The organism is Legionella lansingensis (assembly GCF_900187355.1).
In the GTDB taxonomy this organism is placed as follows: domain Bacteria; phylum Pseudomonadota; class Gammaproteobacteria; order Legionellales; family Legionellaceae; genus Tatlockia; species Tatlockia lansingensis.
Map to the genome: position 1 here is coordinate 1,981,109 of NZ_LT906451.1, position 24,185 is coordinate 2,005,293.

Here is a 24,185-nt window from a genome sequence, read left to right on the forward strand (position 1 = left end):
TCAAGCCAAGGTCCAATCTACTTTCTCTAAAACGAAATTAAACAACAAAGCTGCTTGCAAAATAAAGTCAAATCGCTAACATTGGATGCTGTTAAATAATAATAAAAAAAAAGGGAGCTCATGAGAATTGTATTCTTTTCTGCCGCGTTGCTGGCCTCAAGCCTCGCATCTGCTGCAGTGCCAATTAATGGCTGGTACGCCAGTGTCTTTGGTGGTTATGCCTATGTGCCTGACAATGTGACCAATACCACTCTTATTTCCACTCCCCCTTTTATTCTTTTGCGCGCCCACCCTTCCTACAGCAATGGCTGGAATGGAGGTGGGCGCATAGGGTATCAAAGCATGCCTTTAAGGTATGAAGGTGAAGTTACCTATATCTATGCCAATCTTCATAAATTTAGAATCAACAATGTCAGGCAAAACGGCGTTGACGGTCGAACCACAGGGACCTTTGCCATGGCCAACGTTTATTATGACTTTCCAGAAATGATCCCATGCCTAGCACCTTTTCTCGGTGTTGGTCTCGGTTATGGTTATGTAACCGCTCGCCTTGAAAGCCAGGGTCCGCTCTTTCCTGGCGGTCCTGCTGTTAATACGCAATTTAAAGCCGACGATAGTGTATTCGCATTTCAAGGAACAGCTGGTTTTACTTACAATTTTTCTGAACGTTACGCTGTTAACCTTGCCTATCGCTACATGCAAACAGACCAAGCTACGGATTTCAATAAACCATTTAAAGCTAATCTCGCATCTGCGGGAGCAATTTTTCGTTTTGACGGCGTAAGCTACAAGTAAAGGATGCAAGGATGAAGACTTATATTAAATTAGGACTAGCAGGATTGTTAACAGCAAGCAGTTCGGCATTTTCAGTTTCCCCACCCGATGGTTGGTATGCAGGTTTGTTTGGAGAGTTAAATTATACGCCTAAGATCGATTTTACCATTACTACTTCAAGCTTCTTCGCGATTAATGGTTTCTTCTCCACGTTTGGGATTGTTCCTCCTCTCACTTCTGGGATAGGAGAAATCGATTATTCAACCGGCGGAGGAGGTGGTGGTCATATTGGCTATCGTTATTGTGGCTGGCGTTTTGAAGGGGAATTGCTCTTCAACTATAGCCCATATGATAAGGTAACCATTGGCGGTGTTACCCTAACCAAAAACACAAACTCCTCTCTGATTTTTCCTTTTTCCAATTTAACCATTGATGGCAATACGTCTTTAGGTGCAGCCCTATTCAATGTTTACTATGATTTTTATGATTATGACTACGATGATGTAAGCTTTGTGCCTTATGTTGGCCTGGGAATAGGTTATGGTTACATCCAAGACAAATTTGAGCTTGACTTCGTGAGTATGGGTCTCACCGGCGCTACCGGAATAACAACAACCTCCAACTCCACCAACATATTCACGTTAAAGGAAAATACCTCTACTCCAGTTGGCCAAGCCATTGTGGGAGTCAGTTATTTATTTAATGAGAGTTTTTCTGCTGCCCTTGATTATCGCTATGTGACGACAAAAAAAATTAGCAATTTCAATGATCGCTTCACTGTTCATACGCTGAATCTAAGCTTCAGTTACTGGTTCAGTGATTATTGATTAGAGCTAGCTATAAGATAAGGATTTAGGCATGAAAAATTTTCTGAAATTGGGATTACCGGCACTCCTTGCAAGCAGCAGTGCCTTCTGCGTGGGCACCCCAGCCGATGGGTGGTATGCTGGTTTGTTTTTGGTGGGTAGTTATGTGCCTACGGCGGATTTTACGCTCACCCCAGCACAATTTTTTACACTTAATTTCACAAGCCCATCAAGCATAGCCATTTATAATGCTACCCTCGTTCCTCCAGCTACAGCCGTTCCATTCCCCACCAGTCCTAATGGGGAAATTAAATATTCATTCGGAGGTGGCGTGGGTGGTCAAGCAGGTTATCGCTGGTGTGGCTTTCGTTTTGAAGGCGAATTATTGTTTAACTATAATACGTTCAAAAGCCTAAATATTGGCGGAGTAACATTTGGACAACAATACGTCACAACCACAGTAACCACCTCAGCAGGTACCGTAACGTTCTTTACTAACCCATACAGTATGAGTGGTCACACGCAACTCATATCTGGACTGTTTAATGTTCTTTACGATTTTTACCGTTATGATTCCGATCAAGTAGGCTGGTTTCCTTACTTAGGTGCAGGGATAGGCTATGCAAATGTACAAAATCAATGGGTGCTTAACATCAATTCATTTAATGCTGCAGGGCAGTTTTTCACACCTGTCATACGCATCAACGACAGTGAATCGACACCTGTTGGCCAAGCTATTGTGGGCCTTGGTTATCAAATGGATGATTATTTTTCAGTGTTTGCTGATTACCGTTATTTAACCAGCAGACAGTTAAAAACCACGAATGATCGTCTGGTCTTTCATACCTTGAACTTTGGCTTTAATTATTGGTTTAATGCCTAACGGAAGAGGTATAATGGTGTTAATCACCCATGTAAGGTTTCATCATGACATATTTAATCGCCCCCTCCATTCTTTCAGCTGATATGACAAGGCTTGGCGAGGAAGTCAGTGCCGTCATGCAAGCGGGAGCGGATTTGATCCACTTTGATGTCATGGACAACCACTATGTGCCCAATCTCACCTTTGGTCCTCCCATATGCGCGGCACTCCACAAGCGCTTCCCGGAAATAACCCTTGATGTTCATCTAATGACTACTCCGGTCGATGACCTGATTGTTCATTTTGCCAAAGCAGGTGCTACGCGCATCAGCATTCATCCTGATGCCACGATTCATTTAGATCGTAGCCTCGAACTGATTCGTCAGCAGGGTTGTCAAGCCGGGCTGGTTTTAAATCCTGCCACAAGTCCTGAGTGGCTAAAGTGGTGCCAGCATCGATTGGATTTTGTCCTGGTTATGACAGTTAATCCAGGTTTTGGTGGACAAAAATTAATACCTGCAGTCAGAGAAAAAATAACATGGATTAGCAAACATTTCCCCACATTACCCATCACCATTGATGGCGGTGTAACCATCGAAAATATTGCTGACTTAGCGAAAGCAGGTGCTACCCAATTTGTTGCAGGTTCTGCTATATTCTCAACTGACGATTATGGCAAAACAATCAAAGCCATGCGCAATCAATTGTTATCCCTTTGATTGAATTAATTAACATGATATGCAACTTTTCGAATCCCCGTGGCTTGACCCCGGGGTCTATTGAGGCTGTCAATGGATACCGCGGTCAAGCCGCGGTAATTCGTGGTTCAAAAAAAAAGTTGCACAAACCCTAGAATAATGAATGTTGTGATAACTGAGAGGCTATGAGAAAACCACTATTATTCATTTGCATGATGGGCTTATCCCTGTTCATTCATGCCTCATCCGGAACGGAGTATTTAAATCGCTTCATGGCCTACATGCAATGGAGTCAAAATTTACCGACTCAGCCTGATTCTGAATTCCTCGCTTTTATTGACAGTGACACACCCCTTGCACAAAAACTGCGGGAAAAATGGCTATATCAATTGGCTCGTCAAAAAAATTGGCAAAGTTATACCCAACACTACAAACCATCTAAAGATATTAGCTTGCAATGTTACGCCTTAATTGCTGATTATCAGCAAGGAAAACAACAACAGGCACTGCAAGCGGCTAAGCCACTATGGTTAAATGGCACGTCGCAACCACCGGCCTGCAATGATTTGTTTAATTTACTGCTAAAAAATGAAAGCTTTGATGAGCGTCTGATTACGGAGCGAATCAAGCTGGCTCTAGATAAACGCAATCTTGGACTGGCTCGTTATTTATTAAAACAATACAAGCAACCCCGCCTGAAAGATGAACAGTTATTAATTAGTATCTATCAAAGCCCCGCGCGCATCACACAACTTGAACCTGGAGAGTTGCATGACATCTTCTATCTGTTTGGTTTAAAACGCATGGTTTCTACCAATATGGATCAGGCTATCAAGCTTTCGCAAACTGAAAAAACCAAGAAAATGCTGAACCATGCACAACAACAGGCTTTTCTTGCTCATGTTGCCTTGTATAAGGCCATGCGTAATCATGAGGATGCCAACCATTGGTTTGCAAAAGTACAACCAGCCTATTACAACGATGTTTTGCTTGATTGGCAAATTCGTTATGCTCTTAAGCGCCAGGAATGGGCGCAAGTTGAACGCTTGGTTAATTATTCCCAAGACAAAGACAGCCCTTGCTGGCAATACTGGTTAGCTCGAGCCCTTGAAGCACGGGGAGAAAGAGCAAAAGCGAATGCAATTTATCAATCAGTGGCAAAATCAAGACATTATTACGGTTTTCTTGCCAGCCTACGTTTAAATAAGTCACCAAATTTTGAGAATGAGCCGCCTGTCAATGACATGTCCATTCTAAAACCTTATCAACCTTTCACAGACAACATAAAATCGCTCTATCTTACCAAACAGTCCCTACAAGCTTCGCGACTTCTAAATGAGTTTGTTATTGAACTACCTAAAGAGGATAAAAGCGCTTTGGCTTATTGGATAGCTAATGACCTGCAATGGCACGGGAAATCCGTTTATCTCAGCAATACGGAAGAAGATCTGAATAACCAATTGATGCTGCGCTTTCCCTTGGCCTATCGTATGGCAATTAGTGAGTACTCTAAAAATTATCATATTCCACAAGAATTGATTTACGCGATCATCCGTCAAGAGAGCGGCTTTCGCGAAGATGTTGTTTCTCCTGCCGGTGCGCGCGGATTAATGCAACTGATGCCTACTACAGCAAGCCAGGTGGCTAAACGCGAAAGAATTTCCTACGCCGATAAAGCTCAGCTTTTCTTATCGCAAAAAAATATTAATATCGGTGTTGCCTACTTAAAACAGTTGGCTAATCACTACGGCCATCCCCTTCTCGTCGCTGCGGCATACAATGCAGGTCCACGCCAAGTCAATTTTTGGTTAAAAAATCATCCGCCTAAGCAAATCGATATTTGGATTGAAACCCTTCCCTGGCAAGAAACACGCAATTACCTGAAAAATGTCATTGCCTTCTATACTGTTTATCAATATCGCATGCAAACAAGACCTGACTTACGGGCGTTCATGCGGCCCTTGTGATTACATTCATAGAGGGGGCAGTAGGGTCTCAAGGCCTACGTGACGCGGCTTGTCCGCGTCATCCAAGGATCTTGTGGATATCGCGGACAAGCCGCGATACGTAGGAATTTCAAGAATGAATAAATGAATTGTCAACAGACATTAGTGTAAGAAAATTCACTTTCTTTAGTGTGATCAAACAAAAATGACATCATGATTAACTCCCCAAGTTTTTCCATATCTTGCTTCATGATATCATCAGCACAAAAATACATATTATATCTCTGCAGCAACAAAGACTCCTCAGGGTTGAGCTCGGTTTTTTGGTGGGCAGATACCTTACGCATCAGACTTTTTAAATCTGAACGTTTTTCTTTCCCTAAATGATCCAGAGCAATATGACGTCTCATTCTAGGCGTTTGTTGCGCAACAGCTGCTTCAGCATCTTGTTTAATAATAGCTAGTTCAGCAATCGCTTTTTTAGCATCTTGTATAGCCGCGGCTCGTTCGGCAATAACCCTTTTACAAGAACCTTGCATACCTTGATTTTGTTCATCATTTATTAGTTCTTCATAATAACTTATTAAGCTCTGATAATAAGGTAGAATGCTTGGTAGATGTTCCTGTATCATCATGACGTCATCGAATAAAGTCGAATAAGATATTCTATGCTTTATGGCATCATGTATTCTCTTGGCAGGGGCTAATAACTCTTTCTTTATATTAGGTTTGGAATCGAGTTGGTTGGGGTCCACATAAGCAAGGGAACACTTAATTAGTTCATGAGTTTTTTGCAAAGCTAATGCACCGTAGGCTTCCCTAGATAGTTTAGCCTTTATTCGCTTTTCATAATCACTTATTTGATCCGCATAATAGTGTAAAATGACTTGTAGATGCTGTTGTAACGTCATAATATCACCGAATAAAGTCGGATAAGGTTTTCCATCGCTTACAGCATCGTCTAATCTCTTGACAGTGGCCTGCAATTCTTTAATAAACGTCTCTGCATTGAGGTTGGGATTCGTTTTTTTGATGTCAACCAGAATACTTTTTTTAGGGTCTACAAAAGCAAGGAAATGCTCGACGAGTTCATGAATCTTTTTCATATTGTTATTCATGACTAATATGCTGTAAGCCTCTTTGCTGGGTAAGGGTATATTGGGAATAAAAAAACCTGCTGAGCTTTTCTCTTTCATTCGTTAAGTTCCTATATGTAAATTTAATTCATCTTAATAAGTCAGATTGACAAAAATTTTTACGAAGCAGGCATTTTATCACCATTAATTGCGGATTGATACCAGTTTAGACAAAAAGATCATTTTTAACCCTGATGGTGCAAGAGCATTGCTATTGTTCGTTTTTTGAACTAATATTTGAATATGGATAGTATCTGCTACTCAGCTAACATTGATTTGTAGGAAGCCTGATTTGTAGACATGGTGCGCAATTCAAGCCTAAAATGCCTCAAGATGGTATCCATCTTTTAATAACCAACTGGACGCGCGGATACTATCTATCTTTATTTGGTCTCTAATTCATTCACAAATCAAGTCTTTGTCACCATAGAAGAGCTTTTCATTAACACTTGATCTTCAGCTTTTATTTATCTGGCTTTTTAGAATTAACTTTTTAAAATATCGAATTACCGTGGCTTGACCACGGTAATTCAGTGTATGATTTGTCAGATTAAAAAACTTCAAGCTTGAGTATTAGCCGAGGGTAATTGCCTTCTCTTCAGAAAAAACCTCTGGACTTAAAGCACTAAGGTTTTGCACAAAAAATCCAACATTTCGCCCTATCCAGTTTTCTTTTCCATCAATGCGTTTAACGGAGGACGGTTTTTGTGATGTACCAATGAGAATTTTATTCACATAGGTGAAGCAATCATTTTCACCAGCTTTCATTTTGGTAACAATATATTTTGTCGTGCAAGCATGTGTCACCTGAAGCTGTTTATGAAGAGCGAGCATGTTCAAGATGGTTTCCCCACTGACACATCGCTCATCTTTCTGGGTAACCGCCCGCTTAAAATCCGCTTTACCATTAGAAAACTCGATAACGAGAGGGGTGTTGTCCTTAATGTTGATTTTAATAAACGCATGGTGGCCCAAAAAACGCTCGAGGGTTGGGCTCACAAACTGTGCATAAAAGGTATTTATCTCATAGAGGATGTCTTGTCTCTCTAAAAACTTATTAAGAGCCTCTTCATCATCAGCAAAATAATCCTGCAAAAGCTCTGCTTTTGCTTCTTCTTGATAATCTGCAAACGATTTAGTCTCAGATTGCAATGCATTCAGACACTCCTGAATTCCTTCGAGGCAAAGTCTTAATTGTCTGATTATGGGATTTTGAAATAATTTTTGCGGAAGTCTAAAACCGATGGTGGAGCCTAAGCATGCACCTGTAAGAACACCGATAGTAAAAGAGGTAAATGGGTTATTAAGGTTGAAAATCCCTCTTGCCAGACCAGCAAAGCCACCAATTAACCCACCAAGAGTTCCTGCAAAGAACGCAAGCAACCCACCCCCTATATTAAGTAATTGATCGATAATTTGGGTGCTGACATCACCGATTTTTGCTGTATGTATTAAATGCTGGTATCTCCGGATAATATCAAGATAAGAATTTCTACCCTGGCGAGCTTCTGACGACTCTTTATTCATTACCTTGGACAAAGCATCAACGAACTTCAACGTTTGCACCAGGATTTTTCTGTTGACATCATTGTTTTTGGGTTTAATGGTCTCAACAAGCAAGAGCAGGTGATACTTGATTTCAGTCGCGGGAAGGTTCCCAATGTTTGACTTACATTGTTGAATGTTGTTCTCATATTCCTTGGGTAGCATTTTTCCGTCCTGAGAAAAATTTTCGCCTATCATAGCGAAAGGGTTTTGAAAGTAAAAGACACCTCCTTATCATATTTTAAGCCTGCAAATATTAAAATTTTGGCTAACATAGATAGTAATAGCAATTGCGGTTCGGAATATAAGGATCGTAGACATGATCATGAAAAAAGAATACGAAACCGTAGCCGTTTTTGATTTCGATGGAACGATTACACAAAAGAATACAACCATACCCTTTTTAAAATTTATCTCAGGCAATCACTTTGGTTGGAAATTTATGATGAAATTGCCCAGCGCTATTGCCTATCAACTTCGTCTAATCGATGTGGATCAATTGAATTCAGCCATTGCTAAGACATTTCTGAAAGATTTATCCCGAGATTTTCTCTATAAAAATGGTGAGGAATTTGCAAATTCAATTATCCCAGGGCTTATAAGACATGCAGCGTTCTCACGTTTACAATGGCATAAAGAACAAGGACATCACTGCGTTTTAGCAACATCCGCTTATAATGTTTATGTCGATTACTGGGCATGTAAAACCGGATTTGATGCCATTGCGTCAACAAAAATCGAATTTAATACTCAAGGTCGAGCGACTGGTCGCCTGGAGGGAAAGAGCTGCAATGGTAAAGAGAAATTAAGACGCGTTTTAGACCTTGTAGGTTCTCCCCGTGTTATTTATGCTTATGGTGATAGTTGGGGGGATAAAGAACTTTTAAACCATGCCACCTATCCTTATTATCGCAGGTTTGTGTAGGTTTCTCGATCTTTAAGCATTTTAGAACACCGAATTACCGTGGCTTGACCACGGTAATTCGGTATTTATAAAGTCAAGCACATTAAAGATCGAGTTTAAAAAGTTAGCCGTTATTTCACGATGTGAGATGGGCAAATCATCAAGCTATCGTTTTCAGCGCATTTAATAGATTATCAATATCCATCTCATTATTGTAAAAATGCAAAGCAATCCTTATTCCACCGTCGCGTTGAGTCACCCATATGTTCTGGCTTTCTAACATTTTGACCACATTGTCTAATTGAGGAAAAGGACCGAGTAGCACGATACCAGAACGGTGTTCTGCCTCTGTATCAGACAATATGGGTATATTAAGCTCCTGCAAGCCGGCGATTAAGTAATCCGTTAGTGAATAAATTCGCTGTGCTATGTTTGCAATACCAACTTCTTCAATTAAATCAAGGGCAGCATCACAACCAGAAAAAATGGTCATGTTGTCCCAACCCAGCTCAAAAATGCGTGCAGACTTATACAGTTGGCACTCATTATCAAAATTCATGGCGCTTTCCACACTTCGCCAACCGACCAACGCGGGGGTTAGCTTTGCAAACAAATCTGGATGAATATAAATAAAGGCTATCCCTTCTCCACAACACATCCATTTATAGCAGGAGCAAACCAGCGCATCGATGCCCTGTTTTTTAACGTCAATAGGAAAAGCACCAATGCCTTGAGTACCGTTTACGATAAAATTGGCACCCTGTTTTAGTTCTTTAATCTTTTCTAAATCCAGTTTGTAGCCGTTAGCATAATGGATATAACTAGCAACAATAGACGAAACACCATCGTCTGTATGCTGCGATAACGATAGCTTGTCAACCAGGGAAGCTGAAGAAGAAGCCCATGTGATTGCATGACCTGCATTTTTCCAGGGAAGGATAGACGAAGCAAAATCGTTTTTAGCAAGCAAAATGGAACCTTCTCGTGGTAAAGAATGCGCCAATGCATTCATACCAAATGAAACATTAGGAATAAATGCAATATGTTCTTTATCCGCATTGATTAATTTTGCGATTTTCTCACGGCAGGCTTCCATCATTTTAATATTGTCACCGAAAACTCGCCCGCCATTTTCGGCTACAAGTTGATAACGTTCCTGAATAGCCTTAAGTACCGGCTTTGGTGTCGCTCCACCCCCTGCCGTCATAAAATATGTTTGCTTTGCTACAACAGGAAATAGCTCCCTGTATTTTTCCCAATTTATCATTACTTATAAACCTCTCAACCACTAAAAATTAATTTGCAATCGCTCTGCTATTTCTTCATCACTTAGACCATCTAAAACATAAAGCGTTCCAGCTTTCGCCTTGGCAATCCCGAGTTTGCTGGCCAATTGATCTGGGTTAAATACTTGAATAGCAGCTATTTCAATAGAGAGTTGACGTGTAATATCTGCTTTTAGTCGCTCCACCAAAGTCGTGGTTTTGTCCTGGTCTAACATTTCAGTCAATTCAATTCTTAGCTCAACCGCTCCGTTTCGAGAAATGATTTGATATTCACAACCAATTTCATCGTATTGAAATAAAATCTCTTCTATTTGTATCGGAAAAACGGATTTACCACTCTTCTTACATCGGATTAAATCAGCCGATCGGCCTAAAACATTTATGACTGGCGTATCATATTCACAACCACAATTGAAGTGTAGTGTTCCAAAATCACCTGTTTTATAACGCAACAACGGCATATAATTTCTGTGGGTATTGGTTAATACAATATTGCCGATTTCTCCTTCATTTTGCACAGGGGTTTTAAAATCATCTTTGAGCAATTCCACAACTAAATAAGGTTTTGATGGTAAATGGTATTGATGTTTACTGCAGGCCACCAAACCACCACTATCCAATTCGGTTAAACCATATACCCCATGTACGGATGCTCCACCATAGAGGTGACTAATCCGCTTGCATTTGGATTTGGATATAATTTCACCTGTTAAAATAATTTTTTTGATCGATGATTTACTTGGATCTTTTCCTTGCGCCTTCATGGCTTGTGCATAACGTAATGTTTCTAGAGGCCTGCCAATCAATAACTCCGGTTTTAAGCGATCAAAGAGTTCCAACACTTTTTTCGGAGGACACAAAAGGGTTTTAACGCCAACGGGAATTGCTGTAATTCCTGCTTTCGTTAAAGCAGCAAAATACTTTATGCCAATAGGGTTCATCTCGAAGGGCAAAGCAATGATTGCGCGCTTAACTTCTGTTTTATCCAAACCAAGCCAATCAAAAATAAAATTGGCAAACTCCCCACCTCGTTCCGGCCCTAAATCTGGGATGACGGGAAAAGGATTGCCTGAAGTACCACTGGTTTCAAAATAAGCAGGAGGATTTTTGGCAAGCACTTCATCAGCCAAAGTGGATATCCCAGGCACATGTTTATCAATGAGTGGGAAACGAGCCAAATCACTTAATGAATGAATCTCAGTTTGTTCAATATCTCCATAAAAACGTTTATAGAATGCAAAGTTTTCCTTAACATGTTTAACTAATTCATTAAAACGATCACATAATATTTTTTGATCATCTTCGCTTAAAAACAAACTGGACATATTTATCTCGGAAAGTTACATAAAAAAATGACTTTCAGCCATCTCGCTCATATGAAAAATAAGAACACCATTCAAAAAGGATATGTTTAAAAATTAGTTTTCTTGCATAACTTCCTGGTATCCCTTAGCGCCGATTTTGTAATTGTTTTTAATCTGCTTCATTATATGATCTGCATATTCTGTCGGTTCATATAGCGGCGTTTTTTCCGTAAGCGGCGAGATAAGTGCATGCATATCTGGCTCAAAGAAAAACGGAATGGAATACCTTTCCTTTCCTGATGTGTTAATTACCCGATGAGGGGTAGATATATAAGTGTCATTACTCATACGACGCATCATATCACCGGTATTTAAAATAAAGGATCCTTCTAACGGAGGTACATCTAGCCAAGATCCATCACACTGCTTTACTTGCAACCCCCCCACTGAATCTTGTGCCAACAAAGTAAGAGCACCCCAGTCTGTATGAGGAGCAATGCCGTATTGCTGCTCGGGAATCACGTCAGGTTGTGCAGGGTAATATTGAAGACGTAAAAACGTTGTTGGTCGTACGAAACACTTATCTAGAGCATAATAATTCTGCCCCAAAGAAAGAGAGAAAACACGAACCAAGTTTCGCAAAAGCGTAGTAAGATTTTCACGATAATGGAGTAAAACATTCTTAAAATCTGGTAATAACTCTTCACTGGGCCACTGATTGGGACCTGCAAGATTAATCCCCAATTTGTATTCCGGATCGGTTTCCGGTACTTCAAAGCCTAATATAAAAGCTGCACTTTGATTAGGAATAATGGCTTCACCTAGCGTTGAAAGAGCAAAGCGAGAGCCCTCAATAGGCATGTAACCACGGAAAAATTCATTTTGCTTTATTTTTAATTTTTCCTCTTCAGGTAAATGGTGGAATAGTTTTGATTGCTCAAAAATTGCATCAAACATTCGTTGCGAGATACCGTGGTTAACGATATGGGCAAAACCAATGGTTGTGTAAACTTCTCTAAAAATCTGTGCTAAAGAAAGCAGGTCTCGTTCTGAGCGAGCAGAATATAAAGCCGAGACATCAATCACTGGAATTTGAGTATCCTTTATCATAAAAAAATCTCTAATTGTGGCTCTTTAAAAGCTAGATTAGTGAAAAAATTAATAGAACCTTAGTGCTATGGCGACATCCTAGCCTTCCGGATGTCACCCCTAAGATTTAATTATCTCTTTTTAAAGCGAAGATAAATCCACTGACATTTATCGCTGAGTTCTTCAGGGAGGAATAAATCGCGAGTTTTTTCCATACCAGGTGTGAGCGGTTTAGGATAAATAATGAAGTCATAACCCATTTGCGCCCAAAGTGGCATGACAATTGGACATTCTTCTATGAGGTAATTTAAACCATAATTAAATAATGCCTCTTGATCCGTTAAAGGATTAATCGATTTTAAGCGATCGATATAGGTCAGAACATTGGTATGAAGAGCAGCTTTGTATTCTTCATTTTCATGATAAGCCTTAACAATCTTATCTTTTAACTCTGGATAATCTTTATGAAACAGCAAATCGTCCCATCGAATAATATCATGCGGAATAGTATGCTTACTAAGCGCAAACGCACTTCTTTCTAACCAGTGATCACCTGCTTCTTTGGCATATACCCAAGCTTTTTCTTCACCCAATCTGCCGTAATGATTATGTCTTTGCAGCGTGTCAGCCATGACAATATCGCAACGCGCGAATGGATGTTTATTAACCAATTCAATTGTTGCTAAAAACTTCCCTTGCTCATGATAGGCTTGTCCAACACTAATAAACAGTAAGGCTTTTTTTCCCTCAAAGTTCATCTTCTTATTTTCGCCTTCGATATCCAAATCCGTATATCTGAAGGAAGCCTTATGTGTATTTAATTCCTCCGTATTTAATGGTATCCGTTCTTCTTCTAAATTACGTTCCAAAGAAAACATGCTTGCTATCCCCGCATAAAAAGTGATTTAAAATCCTCTCAAATGCGTGTCCTTTCATCTTTTTGCTGTATTTTTACACGATACTGGCAAGTAATTCATTTTACTGTTAAAAATAATGTCAATCTGAGAGCGAAGCGCATTATATCAACATTAAATTCTTTTTCACCTAAATTTTTGCATTCGACAATAAAAATATTCAGTTTGGTATTTACTGATGCATAAAATTTGTTTTTAATACACCCCCGGCGTCATGTATTGTTTTTGAATTTTACTGGATTATTTCTACGCAGCTCTTCCTACACAGAGAAAGTAAGATGGCAATACACAACTGAGATCTACGACAGGCAAGATGAGACATGAATCAAACAAATATAAATAACCCTTTAAAATGGCACAGTAAGGATATTACGAACGGTTCCTCACATCTTCGTGACCTCTCTAACAGGGAAAAAGATATTATCCTGCAGGCTCTTGTACTTTTAGAAAATGAAAATCTTTCATGGGACAACAGTGACATTAAAAACCTTTTACTAACTGAACTGCAGGCTTTATATGATGAAATCATGCATGCTTTAATTCATATAAGAGGATTTATCACACTGACAGGACTGCCTTCATCTGAAGATAAATATAGCCCGGAAGTTATTAAAAAATTCTTCTTGGCATTTTGTTCACCTTTAGGTATACCGTTAAAACAAAATAAGAATCAAGATCTTATATTCGACGTCAAAAGCATCGAGGGAATGACACTCGATACCAAGAATTCACGTGGACCCTATGTTAAAGAAGCCTTGCCTATGCATACGGATGCTGGAGCCATTCTTGGCATGTACTGTTTTGCCTCAGCTGACGTTGGAGGTCACACCTTGCTTTCAAGCTCGCGTACAGTTCATGATGAAATAAAAAAAATTAGACCCGACTTACTGGATGTGTTGTACCAGGGCTTTTATGCCGATAGACGGGGAAATGAATTGGAAGGCTCCTTGCCTTACGATCTGAGTCCTGTTTTTGCCATGTATGGAAATCAACTAAGATGTCAATATCACCAACCATTTTACAATGATGCGCAAAAAAAATTTCCAGACATCCCTCGATATACTCCACAACAATCCGAAGCGCTGGAATTATTTGATAAAGTCTCGCTCCAAAAAGATATTGCCTTTGAAACCAAGTTAGAACCAGGGAATATTATTTTTATTAATAATGAAGAAATTCTGCATGGTCGAACCACCTTTGATCATCCAGAAAATCAAAGCCTTCGTTATCTATTACGAATTTGGTTGAATACCCCAGAAATAGAACATACGTTTCCTAGTTTTTTAGGGTATCCCGTTTAAAATATTAACCAAGTGATGATAATAAAGCTCAAAGTTCTTCGCGATGCCCCGTACGAATGCTCATTCTGAACATCGCGAAGGAAGATTCTACTGAATCTTGGACGCTCTTCCTCTTAAGTCTCCTTTATCTTCCAATATGCCTTGTTTTAGACCAGATATTCATTTACAATCCCGCGCTATTTGCTGATCGTATTCACAATTTTTTCATGTTATTTAAAATTTCAATCAATAGTTATCTCTGAATTTCACGCTTATAAAACGTTCGCAGATAAAAAATTTTGAATGACAACAGATTTAAAACTGATATTCGATATTCAAGTTTTTTATTGCTTGACTTTTTAGAATATCGAATTACCGTGGCTTGACCACGGTATCCACGGTTCATTAAGGATCGCTGGGTACCGTGGTCAAGCCACGGTAATTCGGTTTTTTGATTTGGCAAATTAAAAAACTTTGAAGATCGAGAGTAGAAAATAGGATTTAAAACGTGTTGGAAACTAGCAAAGTAAATACTTATCAAAATAAATGGTTGGCCTTTATTGGGATCGCCCTTCTTTCTTTCGGTGCTTACTTGGATTACACCGTCGTTAATGTTGCCCTTCCTACGATACAACTTGAGTTGCATGCGAATTTAGTATCGATGCAATGGGTGATGAATATTTACTTTTTGGCCCTCTGTGTTTCGGCGACAGTTATGGGACGTTTTGGTGATTTGTATGGTCGTCGACGTTGTTTATATATAGGTGCTGGCATTTTTGTTATCGCATCATTAGTGGCAGGACTGTCTTTCAATATTGGTTGGTTAATTCTAGGGCGTTTATTCCAAGGTATTGGTGCAGCAATCATTTTCCCTTTGGGTCTTTCCTTACTACCTCATGTGTTCCCTGAAGGAGAACGAGGTAAAGCAGTAGCATGGTTTGGAAGTATAGGCGGTATTGCTCTGGCCTTGGGCCCTCTTTTAGGGGGACTCATTGTCACCTATTGCGGATGGCGATGGATTTTCTTCCTGAATGTACCGATCTGTTTATTAGGGTATCTACTCTGTTTTAAATCGGTCAGGGAGTCTCATGTTGATAATCAGCATGTGTCCTTAGACATAAAAGGCATGCTGTTATTGGCTTTAACAATGTGTGGTGTCGTGTTGAGCTTAATTTACAGCCAAAATCTGGGATGGACTAATCCACTTACCCTTACCTGCTTAGCCGTTGGTGTGATTACCAGTATTCTTTTAGTTAGAGCTGAGAGGAATCATCAAAACCCATTAATTAATTTCAGCGACTATGCAAACTTGCTGTTTTTTGCAGGGGCTGCTTTATGCTTTCTAGCAGGGGTATTAAGCGCGGTTACTCTCTTTTTTGATCCACTCTATTTGCAAATCATTAAAGATCAATCACCGCAGTTATCTGGTTTTGTTTTGTTTGCGATTCCGGTATCCGTTTTTCTAAGCGCTTTCCTTGTAGGATGGCTGATTAATCGTCTTGGTGTGCTACATACGATCGTATTAGGATTAGCATTGGCATGTTTTGCAGCTTTATTACAGGTATTTTTTACCAGCAATACTTCATTAATCTATATTGTATCCGCCTTCGTTTGTCTTGGCAGTATGTGGGCTCTGGGAAATACCGTGTCAATCATTGCTGCACAAACTGCAGTTGGTCCTGAACGAGCAAGTGTTGCAACAGGGACTCTAGTGACCATGTTTAATATTGGTGGCTCTATTGGAATAACGATTGCGGTTGTTATTTATAATTTCGTAACGGCTAATTCTTTAGCCACGATTTCTGCTACTCAAAGTGCCCTAAGCAGTGCGCAACTTTCATATTTAAAAGACTTTGTTTCTAATCCGGCACATTCCTTAGCATTAAGCACCCATGACTTAGTACATCATCTTTTTAATAAGATATTTATTCATGGTTTCATAGGCGTTATGTCGTTTTTATTCATCATCTCATTCATTGCACTGTTAATCGTCTTAAGATACAAGGTCATTGAAAATAGAGGCAAGGTGTCCATCCCCGGCAATGCTAGAGCCAACGGTTCTGCTGCTTAATCAACTAGAGATAACTAAAGAATCCATAGCCCGAATTAACCACCTAAGGTAGTTAATCCGGGAAGTATCTGACTCTACAAACTACACACTCCGTTTCATAAAAACCCCGCCCGGATTAGGACTTCGTCTAATCCAGGCTACGCTTTTTGCTTGCATACAATAATAAGTACATGTACAATAATAAGTACAAATATTACTATTATCGAGAAATTACTATGGACGTTTTAAGTTACTCCGCTTTAAGAAATAATTTGGCAAGTATTTTAGATAAAGTAAATGAAGATCATGTTTCTATACTAATCACCAGACAAAATGGAAAACCAGCAGTCATTATGTCTTTGGAAGACTTCAAATCTTATGAAGAAACAGCTTATTTAATGTCAAGCCCGAAAAATGTAGAACGTTTAAATCAAGCAATAGCCGAAGTAGAGGCCGGAAAAACAAAAGAACATGGAATTATTGAAGAATGATTTTATCATGGGCTGAAAATGCATGGGAAGATTATCTTTATTGGCAAGCAACTGATAAAAAAATGATTAAACGGATTAATGCCCTTATAAAAGACATTCAACGACATCCCTTCGATGGAATAGGTGACCCAGAGCCCTTGAAACATCATTGGTCCGGGTATTGGTCACGTCGAATTGATAGAGAACATCGAATTATCTACAAAGCAACCGATGAGGCTCTTTATATTGTGCAATGTCGATATCACTATTAGAGCTCTTAAAATTTTTGTGATCAATTGACAACGCCATAAGCAAAATTTAACATTCCTTCAGATGGCGCGGGGTGTCGTTAAACGGCTGAGAGTTACCCGTCGAACTTGAACTGGTTCATACCAGCGTAAGGACGCCTTCAAAAAATTTTCCCTGGTCCCAGTGAAAATTTATTGGCCATCTCTTTTTTTCATTTAACATAAGGATGGCCATGTCTACATTATCTTCAAGAACAACCCTCTTACTTAATTGGTATGCAAACCCTTATCACACACCAATCTTTGTCGCTCAGGCCTTGGGCTTTTATCAAGACGAAGGGATTAAACTCGCTATTCTTGAACCTAACGATCCAAGCGATGTAACAGAAATTGTAGGCTTAGGACGAGTGGACTTTGGTGTGAAGGCAATGATTCACACGATGGCTGCACGAGCAAAGGGTTATCCTGTCACTTCTATCGGCACGTTACTTGATGAACCACCTACAGGACTTATTGCCTTAAAGTCCAGTGGTATCACATCGTTTCAAGATATTATCGGCAAACGTGTCGGCTATATTGGCGAATTCGGCAAAAAAATCCTTGATAATTTGGCAACCCTCGCAGGCATTGATACCAACAGTTATGAGACCGTAAAAATTGGCATGAATGTGACTGACGCCATTTGTCGCGACATCATCGACACTGGAATAGGTTTTATTAACTTCCAACGTGTTGAATTGGAGCACTTGCGTGGGGAGACCGTTTTTCTGCGATTGGATCAACTGGCTGGGTTAGGCTGTTGCTGTTTTTGCTCCATTCAATTTATTGTTCCTGAGCAAACCCTGCAACAACCAGCGCTGGTTAAGGGATTTTTAAATGCCACCCAACGAGGTGCAGCGTTTACAACCGAACAGCCTGATGAAGCTTATGAATTACTATGCCAAGCACAACCAGGGCTGCGCACTCCCATGTATAAAACAATTTTCACTCGCACCCTGCCCTTTTTCTCGCGCAATTTACTCAATGTTGAACGTGACTGGGGTAAGGTCGGAAGCTATTGCAAACACTTAGGGATCATTGATGATTCGTTTAATGTAGCTTCTTGTTACACCAATGAATGGTTGCCCACCAAGCCTCATTCTGACCTCAAGCCGATTGCCTGTTGTGTTGATTAAGTCATGAGGGCAGCCGTTGTTGGGGCGGGGATCATGGGACGTCTGCTTGCCTTGCGTCTGTATCAAGCAGGTTGGCAGGTGACCTTATTTGATCAAAACAAAGAGAATAGCGATGCGTTAAGTTGTAGCTCTGCGGCAGCTGGCTTGTTAACACCCGTCTCCGAGCTCGATCATGCCGATGAAATGATTTTTCACTTAGGCTTGGAAGCCATAACAAAGCATTGGCCAGAGATTTTACAGAAACTTCCAGAACCAATTTATTGGAATCGTATTGGCAGCCTTGTTGTTCATCATCCGCAAGATGGAGCAGAATGGTTATGCTTTAGTGACAGAATAAAATCAAAATTAGGGAATGATTATTTTCAAAGCTTACCTCAAGATGAGTTGCAAGAATTAGAACCTGAGCTTGGCAAATTCGAACAGGCCTATTATTTCGCCGCGGAAGGTAATCTCGATAGTCAGGCAGTATTAAGGGTGTTGGGTTCTTATTTACGCAACAAAGGTGTTGATTGGTATGCAAACACAGAGGTATTGTCTGTACATGCAGGTCAGGTGATTGCAGAAAATGTATGCCAACAATTCGACATGGTCTTTGATTGTCGTGGTTTGGGAGGAAAGGAAATCTATCCCAAATTACGCGGTCTTCGTGGAGAATTAATTTACTTGCATGCCCCTGATGTTGGCTTTCGGCGTCCGATCCGGCTGCTACATCCTCGCTATAAAATTTATCTGGCTCCACGACCAAACCATCATTATCTTATTGGCGCAACTGAACTGGAAACAGAGGATCAAAGTGCGATCTCCGTGCGCAGTACCCTGGAGTTACTCACAGCCGCTTACTACGTACATCCCGGGTTTGCTGAGGCAAGGATCGTACAAACCATCACCCATTGCCGCCCCACGTTACCGCACCATTTGCCTTGTATTAAATATGCGCCACAATTGATTGCCATTAACGGTTTATATCGACATGGTTTTTTAATTGCACCGACACTCGCACAGGAAGTCATGAACTGGCTATCCACACAACAACGCGGCATTCGTTATCCACAACTATGGGAGAGCCTATCATGATGACCATTTATCTAAATAATGAAAGAATGTCTATCACAAAAGCAATGTCCTTACAGGAATTACTTTTTCAATACAATCAAGTGGATAAGCCAGTAGCCATTGCCGTCAATAACTGCGTTATTCCGCGAGCAAAATTTATTCAAACAAAGATAAAGGACGGTGATCGCATCGACCTCATTGTGCCGATGCAGGGAGGTTAATCTTATGTGGAGTTTACTTAACCATACCTTAGAAAGTCGTCTGCTGCTAGGAACCTCAGGTTATCCCACATTGGATATCATGCAACAGGCCATTCAGGCATCCGCAACACAGATCCTTACCGTTTCTTTGAAACGCCAAACACCGCAAAAGAATGGTTCTAATCCATTCTGGCAGATCATTCAATCCTTAGGCTGCCATCTATTACCCAATACAGCGGGTTGTCGTGATGCTCAAACAGCAATAATGACAGCGCAGCTTGCGCGTGAATTGTTTGGCACAAACTGGATTAAATTGGAAGTCATTGGCGATGATTATAGTTTGCAACCCGATCCCTTTGAATTGGTGAAGGCGGCTACGGTTTTAGTTAAAGAAGGCTTCGACGTTTTTCCTTATTGTACCGATGATCTCGTGTTGTGCCAGCGTTTAATGGATAGTGGATGCAAAATTCTCATGCCATGGGCTGCTCCCATCGGCTCAGGTAAAGGTTTACTGAATCCCTATGCGTTAAGCAACCTGCGCCAACGACTGCCTCACAGCCTATTGATAGTGGATGCAGGAATAGGCAAACCGTCTCATGCTGTGCAAATCATGGAATTGGGATTTGATGCGGTATTATTGAATACAGCAGTTGCTCAAGCACGTGATCCGGTAGTCATGGCTACTGCATTTCGCCATGCGGTTGCAGCAGGACGCCATGCGTTTGAGGCAGGGATGATGCCTGAACGCCTTACAGCAAAAGCCAGCACTCCTTTGATTGATACACCGTTTTGGCAGCAGGAGATAGCCCAATGAGAACAGTCTGGACCATCGCAGGACTTGATCCCAGTGGATGTGCAGGGATTCATACCGACATCCAAACCATATGGGGATTAGGACTCAGAGCTTGCTCAATAACAACCGCTCTCACTGCACAGAATGCCCATCACGTTTCTGCCATTGAATATGTCTCTGCAGAGCATGTGGCAAACCAATTAGCAACTTTAACCGCTTATACCAAACCCCTGGCAATTAAAATTGGCATGTTAGGCGCCTCTGCAGCCAATGAAGTGCTGTTGAGTTTTTTAGCTCGTTATGACGGAAACGTTGTTTTGGATCCCGTGATCCAAGCAACGTCTGGTACTCCTCTGTATCCAGCAGACTTAAAAACTTATTTAGCAGACTTAAGACGTTTTTTTCCATTCGTTGACATACTCACTCCAAATAAAATGGAAGCTGAGCTTCTCTTGAATCGTTCTCTTTCTTCCTACACTGATATCGAAGAGGCAGCGCATGAATTAATCCATTTGGGTATCAAAAATATACTTCTCAAAGGCGGGCATGTGAAAGACAATGCATTTAGCCAGGATTATTGGACAAATGGAAAGGAATCATTTTGGCTAAGCAATAAACGTTATCCAATTGCACATTATCGTGGCACTGGTTGTACATTATCATCGGCCATCGCCGCGGCGTTAGCCCTAGGGCATGATATAAAAGATGCCATCGTGATTGCTCACATGTACACGCATCGGGGAATTCGCTTGGCGCATCGAATCGATAAAACGATAGCAATGCTTTTTCATGCAAATTGGCCAGAAGAGGAATGGGATCTTCCTTATCTATCTTCATCACCCCTAAAAGCGGAGCCCAAAAAATTTAATGCCTGTGCTGACTTGGGGCTTTATCCCGTCGTCGATTCCATCGCTTGGTTAGAAAAATTATTACCTCTCGGCGTTAAAACGATACAGCTACGTATCAAAGATCGCCGAGCAGGATTTGAAAAAGAAATACATAACAGCATTGCATTAGCTAAAAAATATAAGGCGAAATTATTTATTAATGATTATTGGGAACTTGCCATTCACTATGGCGCCGAAAATATTCATTTAGGTCAAGAGGATTTGCAAAGCGCGGACTTGGAAAAAATTCATCATGCTGGCTTGCAACTAGGCATCAGTACACACTGTTATCATGAAGTGGCTCGTGCGCATGCAATCGGTCCGTCCTACCTGGCTTGCGGCCCTATTTATTCTACGACCAGCAAAATCATGCCCTTTTCTCCTCAAGGGCTCGAGCAGCTCAAACGGTGGCGTCGAACATTGAACTATCCATTGGTTGCTATTGGTGGCATTAACCAGGAGCGCTTACCTGTTGTGTTAGCTACAGGCGTGGAAGGCATTGCACTTATTTCAGCGATCACTAAAGCCCAAAACCCTGCTTTAGCCACGCAACAATTGTTAGCGCTTGTCAACACGCATAAAAAAACCTTGCTTTCTGCGCAAGAGGTCAGTCATGCTCACTCCTGAAGAATTGTTACGATATGACCAGCAGATTAAGTTGCCGCAGATCGGTGTCGCAGGACAACGAAGGCTAAAACAAGCACGCGTTTTATGCATTGGCGCGGGCGGATTGGGCTCACCATTGCTTTTATATTTAGCCGGCGCGGGTGTTGGTAAACTGGGTATTGTTGATCCTGATCAGGTAGAGATGGGTAATCTGCATCGGCAATTACTCTATCAATCAACGCATATCAAGCAATCGAAAGCCATTATGGCAAAAAAGCAGCTGGAGGCTCTAAATCCTACGATCGATATACAAGCGTATGATTTTAGATTCACCGCAGAAAATGCCAAGGCACTCATTCAGCAGTATGATATTGTCGCAGATTGTTGCGATAATTTTGCTACACGCTATCTCGCTCATGAAATTTGCTTGCAACTCGAAAAACCTTATGTCTTTGCCAGCGCTGTACAGTTTCGTGGTTACTGTTCTATTTTTTATGGCAAAAATAGTCCCTGTTTGCAATGCCTATTCCCAAGAGATCTTCATGGGCTTCCCAATTGTCAAGAAAGCGGGGTACTGGGCGTTGTACCAGGCATTTTAGGCTTGGTACAAGCGACCGAAGTTTTAAAATGGATATTGGGTAATGGTCAACCACTACACAAACGTTTGCTGGTCATTGATGTATTAGGAATGAATTTTCAAGACATTCAATTAACTCAGGATCCCGATTGCAATTTATGTTTTCCCGGAATCAACCACAACGCAAGCGCTCAAAATGCTATCACTCTCAGTGATTACGCTGTCTCATCTCAAAGACTATCTTCTTTTCTTAAGAGTCATACTGACCTTTTATTATTGGATGTTCGAACAGTAAGGGAACACAACCAACAAAATTTAGGCGGGAAATTAATTCCTCTTTGTGAATTGAATGCTCGTATGAAAGAGCTTAATGCAAAGCAAAACATCCTGGTCTACTGTCAATCTGGTCCGCGAAGTGAGCATGCGCTTAACTTGCTTATTAAAGCCGGGTTCCAAAATGTGCATTATTTGAAGGGAGGTATAATGGATTTGCCTCAAACGTTTTGGGAGCGGTGGAGTCCCCCATAATTAATCAAGATCACCCGTTTTTAGCAAGAGTAGATACTGTCTTCAAAAGCAACCTAAATTTTCGTTAAAAGGTTGCTTATTTTTTAGGACTCCAAAAATGATATGAGCCAATTTACGCATCACGGCACAAATTATAGTTTTTGGAGTTTTTCCATTGCATTGGAGTCTTTTGACAAAGCCATCCAAAGCTTTATTGTAGCGTTTGGCGACTAAAGCAGCCATGTAAAGAGCCTTTCTTAATCGACTATCTCCGAGTCTTGAGAGAGTTGTTTTGCCAATGAGAGAGCCGGATTGATGTTGTTTGGGGGTGATACCTATATAGGCGGCAAATTGTTTGGCTGTTTGAAAGCACTGGATATCAGGCATTCGTGCCAGCACATAATAAGCAGTGAGTTTGCCTATGCCTTTGATAGAAAGTAACAAGTCCAATTTTTCTTGAAATTGTTGATTATTGCTAATTAACTCATCAATTTGTTGTTGAATCGCTTTTATTTCTTGCTTACGTTTTTCTATCATTTTCTTTAAGCTTTTCTGTGCCGCACGACCTCTAATACTATGCAGTTGGTTTGTTAATTGAATAACCTGAACTTTCAACATATCCAATACTTTGGTTAATTCTTTGATTTCCTTTTGCTCTGCAGAGCTGGATTGATAAATGCGTGGTTTCATTCGTTGACAAAATTGAGCGGTGATTTTAGCGTCAATCGTATCATTTTTATTACGGGCTAGGCAGGCTTTAGCAAAACTCTTAACCTGGAAGGGATTTACAACACTGACGCGAACACCTTTCTCCACTAAGAAATCAGCAAGTCCCTCACTATAATGACCTGTTGCTTCCATGCACACCCAAGGAGATGATGCATATTGATTAAGCCATTTAAGGAAATCTTCATAGCCTTTCTTTGAATTTGAGAAGACAGCATGTTTATAGCGATTATCGATGCTTAGAGCACTATCAAATTTATCCTTGGCAATATCAATACCTACAAATTCATATGCACTCATGTTAATCTCCAATGGCTGTAAAAATACTTGGGGTTATTTATCGTTGACC

The 24,185-nt window shown here is 40.6% G+C and carries 23 protein-coding genes and 1 riboswitch; of the genes, 16 read left to right on the forward strand and 7 right to left on the reverse strand.

What is annotated here, in order from left to right; genetic code table 11:
* The first annotated feature begins 120 nt into the window (after positions 1–120).
* From CKV79_RS08975 to CKV79_RS08995, 5 genes are all read left to right on the forward strand, one after another.
* On the forward strand, positions 121–795 hold the full coding sequence (locus CKV79_RS08975; RefSeq protein ID WP_028373820.1) for an outer membrane protein: 675 nt from the start codon (positions 121–123) through the stop codon (positions 793–795).
* An 11-nt stretch (positions 796–806) separates the two neighbouring features.
* Positions 807–1,601 (forward strand): outer membrane protein, encoded by a 795-nt coding sequence (locus CKV79_RS08980; RefSeq protein ID WP_028373819.1) that lies wholly within the window; start codon positions 807–809, stop codon positions 1,599–1,601.
* Positions 1,602–1,632: 31 nt separating this feature from the next.
* Positions 1,633–2,463, forward strand: a complete 831-nt coding sequence (locus CKV79_RS08985; RefSeq protein WP_028373818.1) for an outer membrane protein — start codon at positions 1,633–1,635, stop codon at positions 2,461–2,463.
* 44 nt (positions 2,464–2,507) lie between these two features.
* On the forward strand, positions 2,508–3,161 hold the full coding sequence (gene rpe, locus CKV79_RS08990) for a ribulose-phosphate 3-epimerase (protein WP_028373817.1): 654 nt from the start codon (positions 2,508–2,510) through the stop codon (positions 3,159–3,161).
* A 164-nt stretch (positions 3,162–3,325) separates the two neighbouring features.
* A complete protein-coding gene (locus tag CKV79_RS08995; RefSeq protein WP_028373816.1) occupies positions 3,326–5,107 on the forward strand; it encodes a lytic transglycosylase domain-containing protein in 1,782 nt (593 codons plus the stop codon).
* Between the two features lie 131 nt (positions 5,108–5,238).
* Here the strand turns inward: CKV79_RS08995 and CKV79_RS09000 are convergent, their stop codons facing one another.
* A complete protein-coding gene (locus tag CKV79_RS09000; protein ID WP_028373815.1) occupies positions 5,239–6,282 on the reverse strand; it encodes a hypothetical protein in 1,044 nt (347 codons plus the stop codon).
* Positions 6,283–6,795: 513 nt separating this feature from the next.
* Positions 6,796–7,932 carry a hypothetical protein gene (locus CKV79_RS09005; RefSeq protein WP_131796098.1) on the reverse strand — a complete coding sequence of 379 codons (1,137 nt, stop codon included), beginning with the start codon at positions 7,930–7,932 and terminating at the stop codon, positions 6,796–6,798.
* Positions 7,933–8,086: 154 nt separating this feature from the next.
* Between CKV79_RS09005 and CKV79_RS09010 the strand changes: the two genes are divergently transcribed.
* Positions 8,087–8,692 (forward strand): HAD-IB family hydrolase, encoded by a 606-nt coding sequence (locus tag CKV79_RS09010; protein ID WP_035915860.1) that lies wholly within the window; start codon positions 8,087–8,089, stop codon positions 8,690–8,692.
* Between the two features lie 139 nt (positions 8,693–8,831).
* Here the strand turns inward: CKV79_RS09010 and CKV79_RS09015 are convergent, their stop codons facing one another.
* From CKV79_RS09015 to CKV79_RS09030, 4 genes are all read right to left on the reverse strand, one after another.
* Positions 8,832–9,938 (reverse strand): aminotransferase class V-fold PLP-dependent enzyme, encoded by a 1,107-nt coding sequence (locus tag CKV79_RS09015; RefSeq protein WP_058387156.1) that lies wholly within the window; start codon positions 9,936–9,938, stop codon positions 8,832–8,834.
* A 21-nt stretch (positions 9,939–9,959) separates the two neighbouring features.
* Positions 9,960–11,282 carry a phenylacetate--CoA ligase family protein gene (locus CKV79_RS09020; RefSeq protein ID WP_028373812.1) on the reverse strand — a complete coding sequence of 441 codons (1,323 nt, stop codon included), beginning with the start codon at positions 11,280–11,282 and terminating at the stop codon, positions 9,960–9,962.
* Positions 11,283–11,375: 93 nt separating this feature from the next.
* Positions 11,376–12,371 (reverse strand): isopenicillin N synthase family dioxygenase, encoded by a 996-nt coding sequence (locus tag CKV79_RS09025; RefSeq protein ID WP_028373811.1) that lies wholly within the window; start codon positions 12,369–12,371, stop codon positions 11,376–11,378.
* 110 nt (positions 12,372–12,481) lie between these two features.
* Complete coding sequence (locus CKV79_RS09030; RefSeq protein ID WP_051546209.1) at positions 12,482–13,228, reverse strand: tRNA-dependent cyclodipeptide synthase; 747 nt, start codon at positions 13,226–13,228, stop codon at positions 12,482–12,484.
* Between the two features lie 356 nt (positions 13,229–13,584).
* Here CKV79_RS09030 and CKV79_RS09035 point away from each other — a divergent pair, with 356 nt between their 5' ends.
* The 10 genes from CKV79_RS09035 (at position 13,585) to CKV79_RS09080 (ending at position 23,131) form a co-directional block, all read left to right on the forward strand.
* Positions 13,585–14,565 (forward strand): TauD/TfdA family dioxygenase, encoded by a 981-nt coding sequence (locus CKV79_RS09035; RefSeq protein WP_028373809.1) that lies wholly within the window; start codon positions 13,585–13,587, stop codon positions 14,563–14,565.
* 487 nt (positions 14,566–15,052) lie between these two features.
* Entirely contained in the window at positions 15,053–16,615 is a 1,563-nt protein-coding gene (locus CKV79_RS09040; protein ID WP_028373808.1) for an MFS transporter, read from the forward strand.
* Positions 16,616–16,830: 215 nt separating this feature from the next.
* Positions 16,831–17,085 carry a type II toxin-antitoxin system Phd/YefM family antitoxin gene (locus CKV79_RS09045; protein WP_028373807.1) on the forward strand — a complete coding sequence of 85 codons (255 nt, stop codon included), beginning with the start codon at positions 16,831–16,833 and terminating at the stop codon, positions 17,083–17,085.
* Positions 17,082–17,336 (forward strand): Txe/YoeB family addiction module toxin, encoded by a 255-nt coding sequence (locus tag CKV79_RS09050; RefSeq protein WP_028373806.1) that lies wholly within the window; start codon positions 17,082–17,084, stop codon positions 17,334–17,336. The genes CKV79_RS09045 and CKV79_RS09050 overlap by 4 nt, the downstream gene beginning before the upstream one ends.
* Positions 17,337–17,393: 57 nt before the next feature.
* Positions 17,394–17,485, forward strand: a riboswitch (TPP riboswitch).
* Positions 17,486–17,545: 60 nt separating this feature from the next.
* Positions 17,546–18,487, forward strand: coding sequence for an ABC transporter substrate-binding protein (locus CKV79_RS09055; protein ID WP_028373805.1), 942 nt, complete (start codon positions 17,546–17,548; stop codon positions 18,485–18,487).
* Between the two features lie 3 nt (positions 18,488–18,490).
* Positions 18,491–19,561: a glycine oxidase ThiO gene (gene thiO / locus CKV79_RS09060; protein WP_028373804.1), complete on the forward strand. Its 1,071-nt coding sequence runs from the start codon at positions 18,491–18,493 to the stop codon at positions 19,559–19,561.
* Entirely contained in the window at positions 19,558–19,761 is a 204-nt protein-coding gene (gene thiS, locus CKV79_RS09065; protein WP_028373803.1) for a sulfur carrier protein ThiS, read from the forward strand. The genes thiO and thiS overlap by 4 nt, the downstream gene beginning before the upstream one ends.
* A 4-nt stretch (positions 19,762–19,765) precedes the next feature.
* Positions 19,766–20,554, forward strand: a complete 789-nt coding sequence (locus CKV79_RS09070; RefSeq protein ID WP_028373802.1) for a thiazole synthase — start codon at positions 19,766–19,768, stop codon at positions 20,552–20,554.
* Positions 20,551–22,047, forward strand: coding sequence for a thiamine phosphate synthase (gene thiE, locus CKV79_RS09075; protein ID WP_065236361.1), 1,497 nt, complete (start codon positions 20,551–20,553; stop codon positions 22,045–22,047). The genes CKV79_RS09070 and thiE overlap by 4 nt, the downstream gene beginning before the upstream one ends.
* On the forward strand, positions 22,034–23,131 hold the full coding sequence (locus CKV79_RS09080; RefSeq protein ID WP_028373801.1) for a HesA/MoeB/ThiF family protein: 1,098 nt from the start codon (positions 22,034–22,036) through the stop codon (positions 23,129–23,131). The genes thiE and CKV79_RS09080 overlap by 14 nt, the downstream gene beginning before the upstream one ends.
* A gap of 42 nt (positions 23,132–23,173) precedes the next feature.
* Here CKV79_RS09080 and CKV79_RS09085 read toward each other — a convergent pair whose 3' ends face one another.
* The gene (locus CKV79_RS09085) at positions 23,174–24,136 is read right to left on the reverse strand and encodes an IS110 family RNA-guided transposase (RefSeq protein WP_095141776.1); all 963 of its coding nucleotides are present in this window, start codon (positions 24,134–24,136) and stop codon (positions 23,174–23,176) included.
* Positions 24,137–24,185 lie beyond the last annotated feature (49 nt).

Coding starts and splice junctions, on each gene's coding strand:
- CKV79_RS08975 (WP_028373820.1), top strand. CDS start 121: ATGAGAATTGTATTCTTTTCTGCCGCGTTGCTGGCCTCAAGCCTCGCA.
- CKV79_RS08980 (WP_028373819.1), top strand. CDS start 807: ATGAAGACTTATATTAAATTAGGACTAGCAGGATTGTTAACAGCAAGC.
- CKV79_RS08985 (WP_028373818.1), top strand. CDS start 1,633: ATGAAAAATTTTCTGAAATTGGGATTACCGGCACTCCTTGCAAGCAGC.
- rpe (WP_028373817.1), top strand. CDS start 2,508: ATGACATATTTAATCGCCCCCTCCATTCTTTCAGCTGATATGACAAGG.
- CKV79_RS08995 (WP_028373816.1), top strand. CDS start 3,326: ATGAGAAAACCACTATTATTCATTTGCATGATGGGCTTATCCCTGTTC.
- CKV79_RS09000 (WP_028373815.1), bottom strand. CDS start 6,282: ATGAAAGAGAAAAGCTCAGCAGGTTTTTTTATTCCCAATATACCCTTA.
- CKV79_RS09005 (WP_131796098.1), bottom strand. CDS start 7,932: ATGCTACCCAAGGAATATGAGAACAACATTCAACAATGTAAGTCAAAC.
- CKV79_RS09010 (WP_035915860.1), top strand. CDS start 8,087: ATGATCATGAAAAAAGAATACGAAACCGTAGCCGTTTTTGATTTCGAT.
- CKV79_RS09015 (WP_058387156.1), bottom strand. CDS start 9,938: ATGATAAATTGGGAAAAATACAGGGAGCTATTTCCTGTTGTAGCAAAG.
- CKV79_RS09020 (WP_028373812.1), bottom strand. CDS start 11,282: ATGTCCAGTTTGTTTTTAAGCGAAGATGATCAAAAAATATTATGTGAT.
- CKV79_RS09025 (WP_028373811.1), bottom strand. CDS start 12,371: ATGATAAAGGATACTCAAATTCCAGTGATTGATGTCTCGGCTTTATAT.
- CKV79_RS09030 (WP_051546209.1), bottom strand. CDS start 13,228: ATGTTTTCTTTGGAACGTAATTTAGAAGAAGAACGGATACCATTAAAT.
- CKV79_RS09035 (WP_028373809.1), top strand. CDS start 13,585: ATGAATCAAACAAATATAAATAACCCTTTAAAATGGCACAGTAAGGAT.
- CKV79_RS09045 (WP_028373807.1), top strand. CDS start 16,831: ATGGACGTTTTAAGTTACTCCGCTTTAAGAAATAATTTGGCAAGTATT.
- CKV79_RS09050 (WP_028373806.1), top strand. CDS start 17,082: ATGATTTTATCATGGGCTGAAAATGCATGGGAAGATTATCTTTATTGG.
- CKV79_RS09055 (WP_028373805.1), top strand. CDS start 17,546: ATGTCTACATTATCTTCAAGAACAACCCTCTTACTTAATTGGTATGCA.
- thiO (WP_028373804.1), top strand. CDS start 18,491: ATGAGGGCAGCCGTTGTTGGGGCGGGGATCATGGGACGTCTGCTTGCC.
- thiS (WP_028373803.1), top strand. CDS start 19,558: ATGATGACCATTTATCTAAATAATGAAAGAATGTCTATCACAAAAGCA.
- CKV79_RS09070 (WP_028373802.1), top strand. CDS start 19,766: ATGTGGAGTTTACTTAACCATACCTTAGAAAGTCGTCTGCTGCTAGGA.
- thiE (WP_065236361.1), top strand. CDS start 20,551: ATGAGAACAGTCTGGACCATCGCAGGACTTGATCCCAGTGGATGTGCA.
- CKV79_RS09080 (WP_028373801.1), top strand. CDS start 22,034: ATGCTCACTCCTGAAGAATTGTTACGATATGACCAGCAGATTAAGTTG.
- CKV79_RS09085 (WP_095141776.1), bottom strand. CDS start 24,136: ATGAGTGCATATGAATTTGTAGGTATTGATATTGCCAAGGATAAATTT.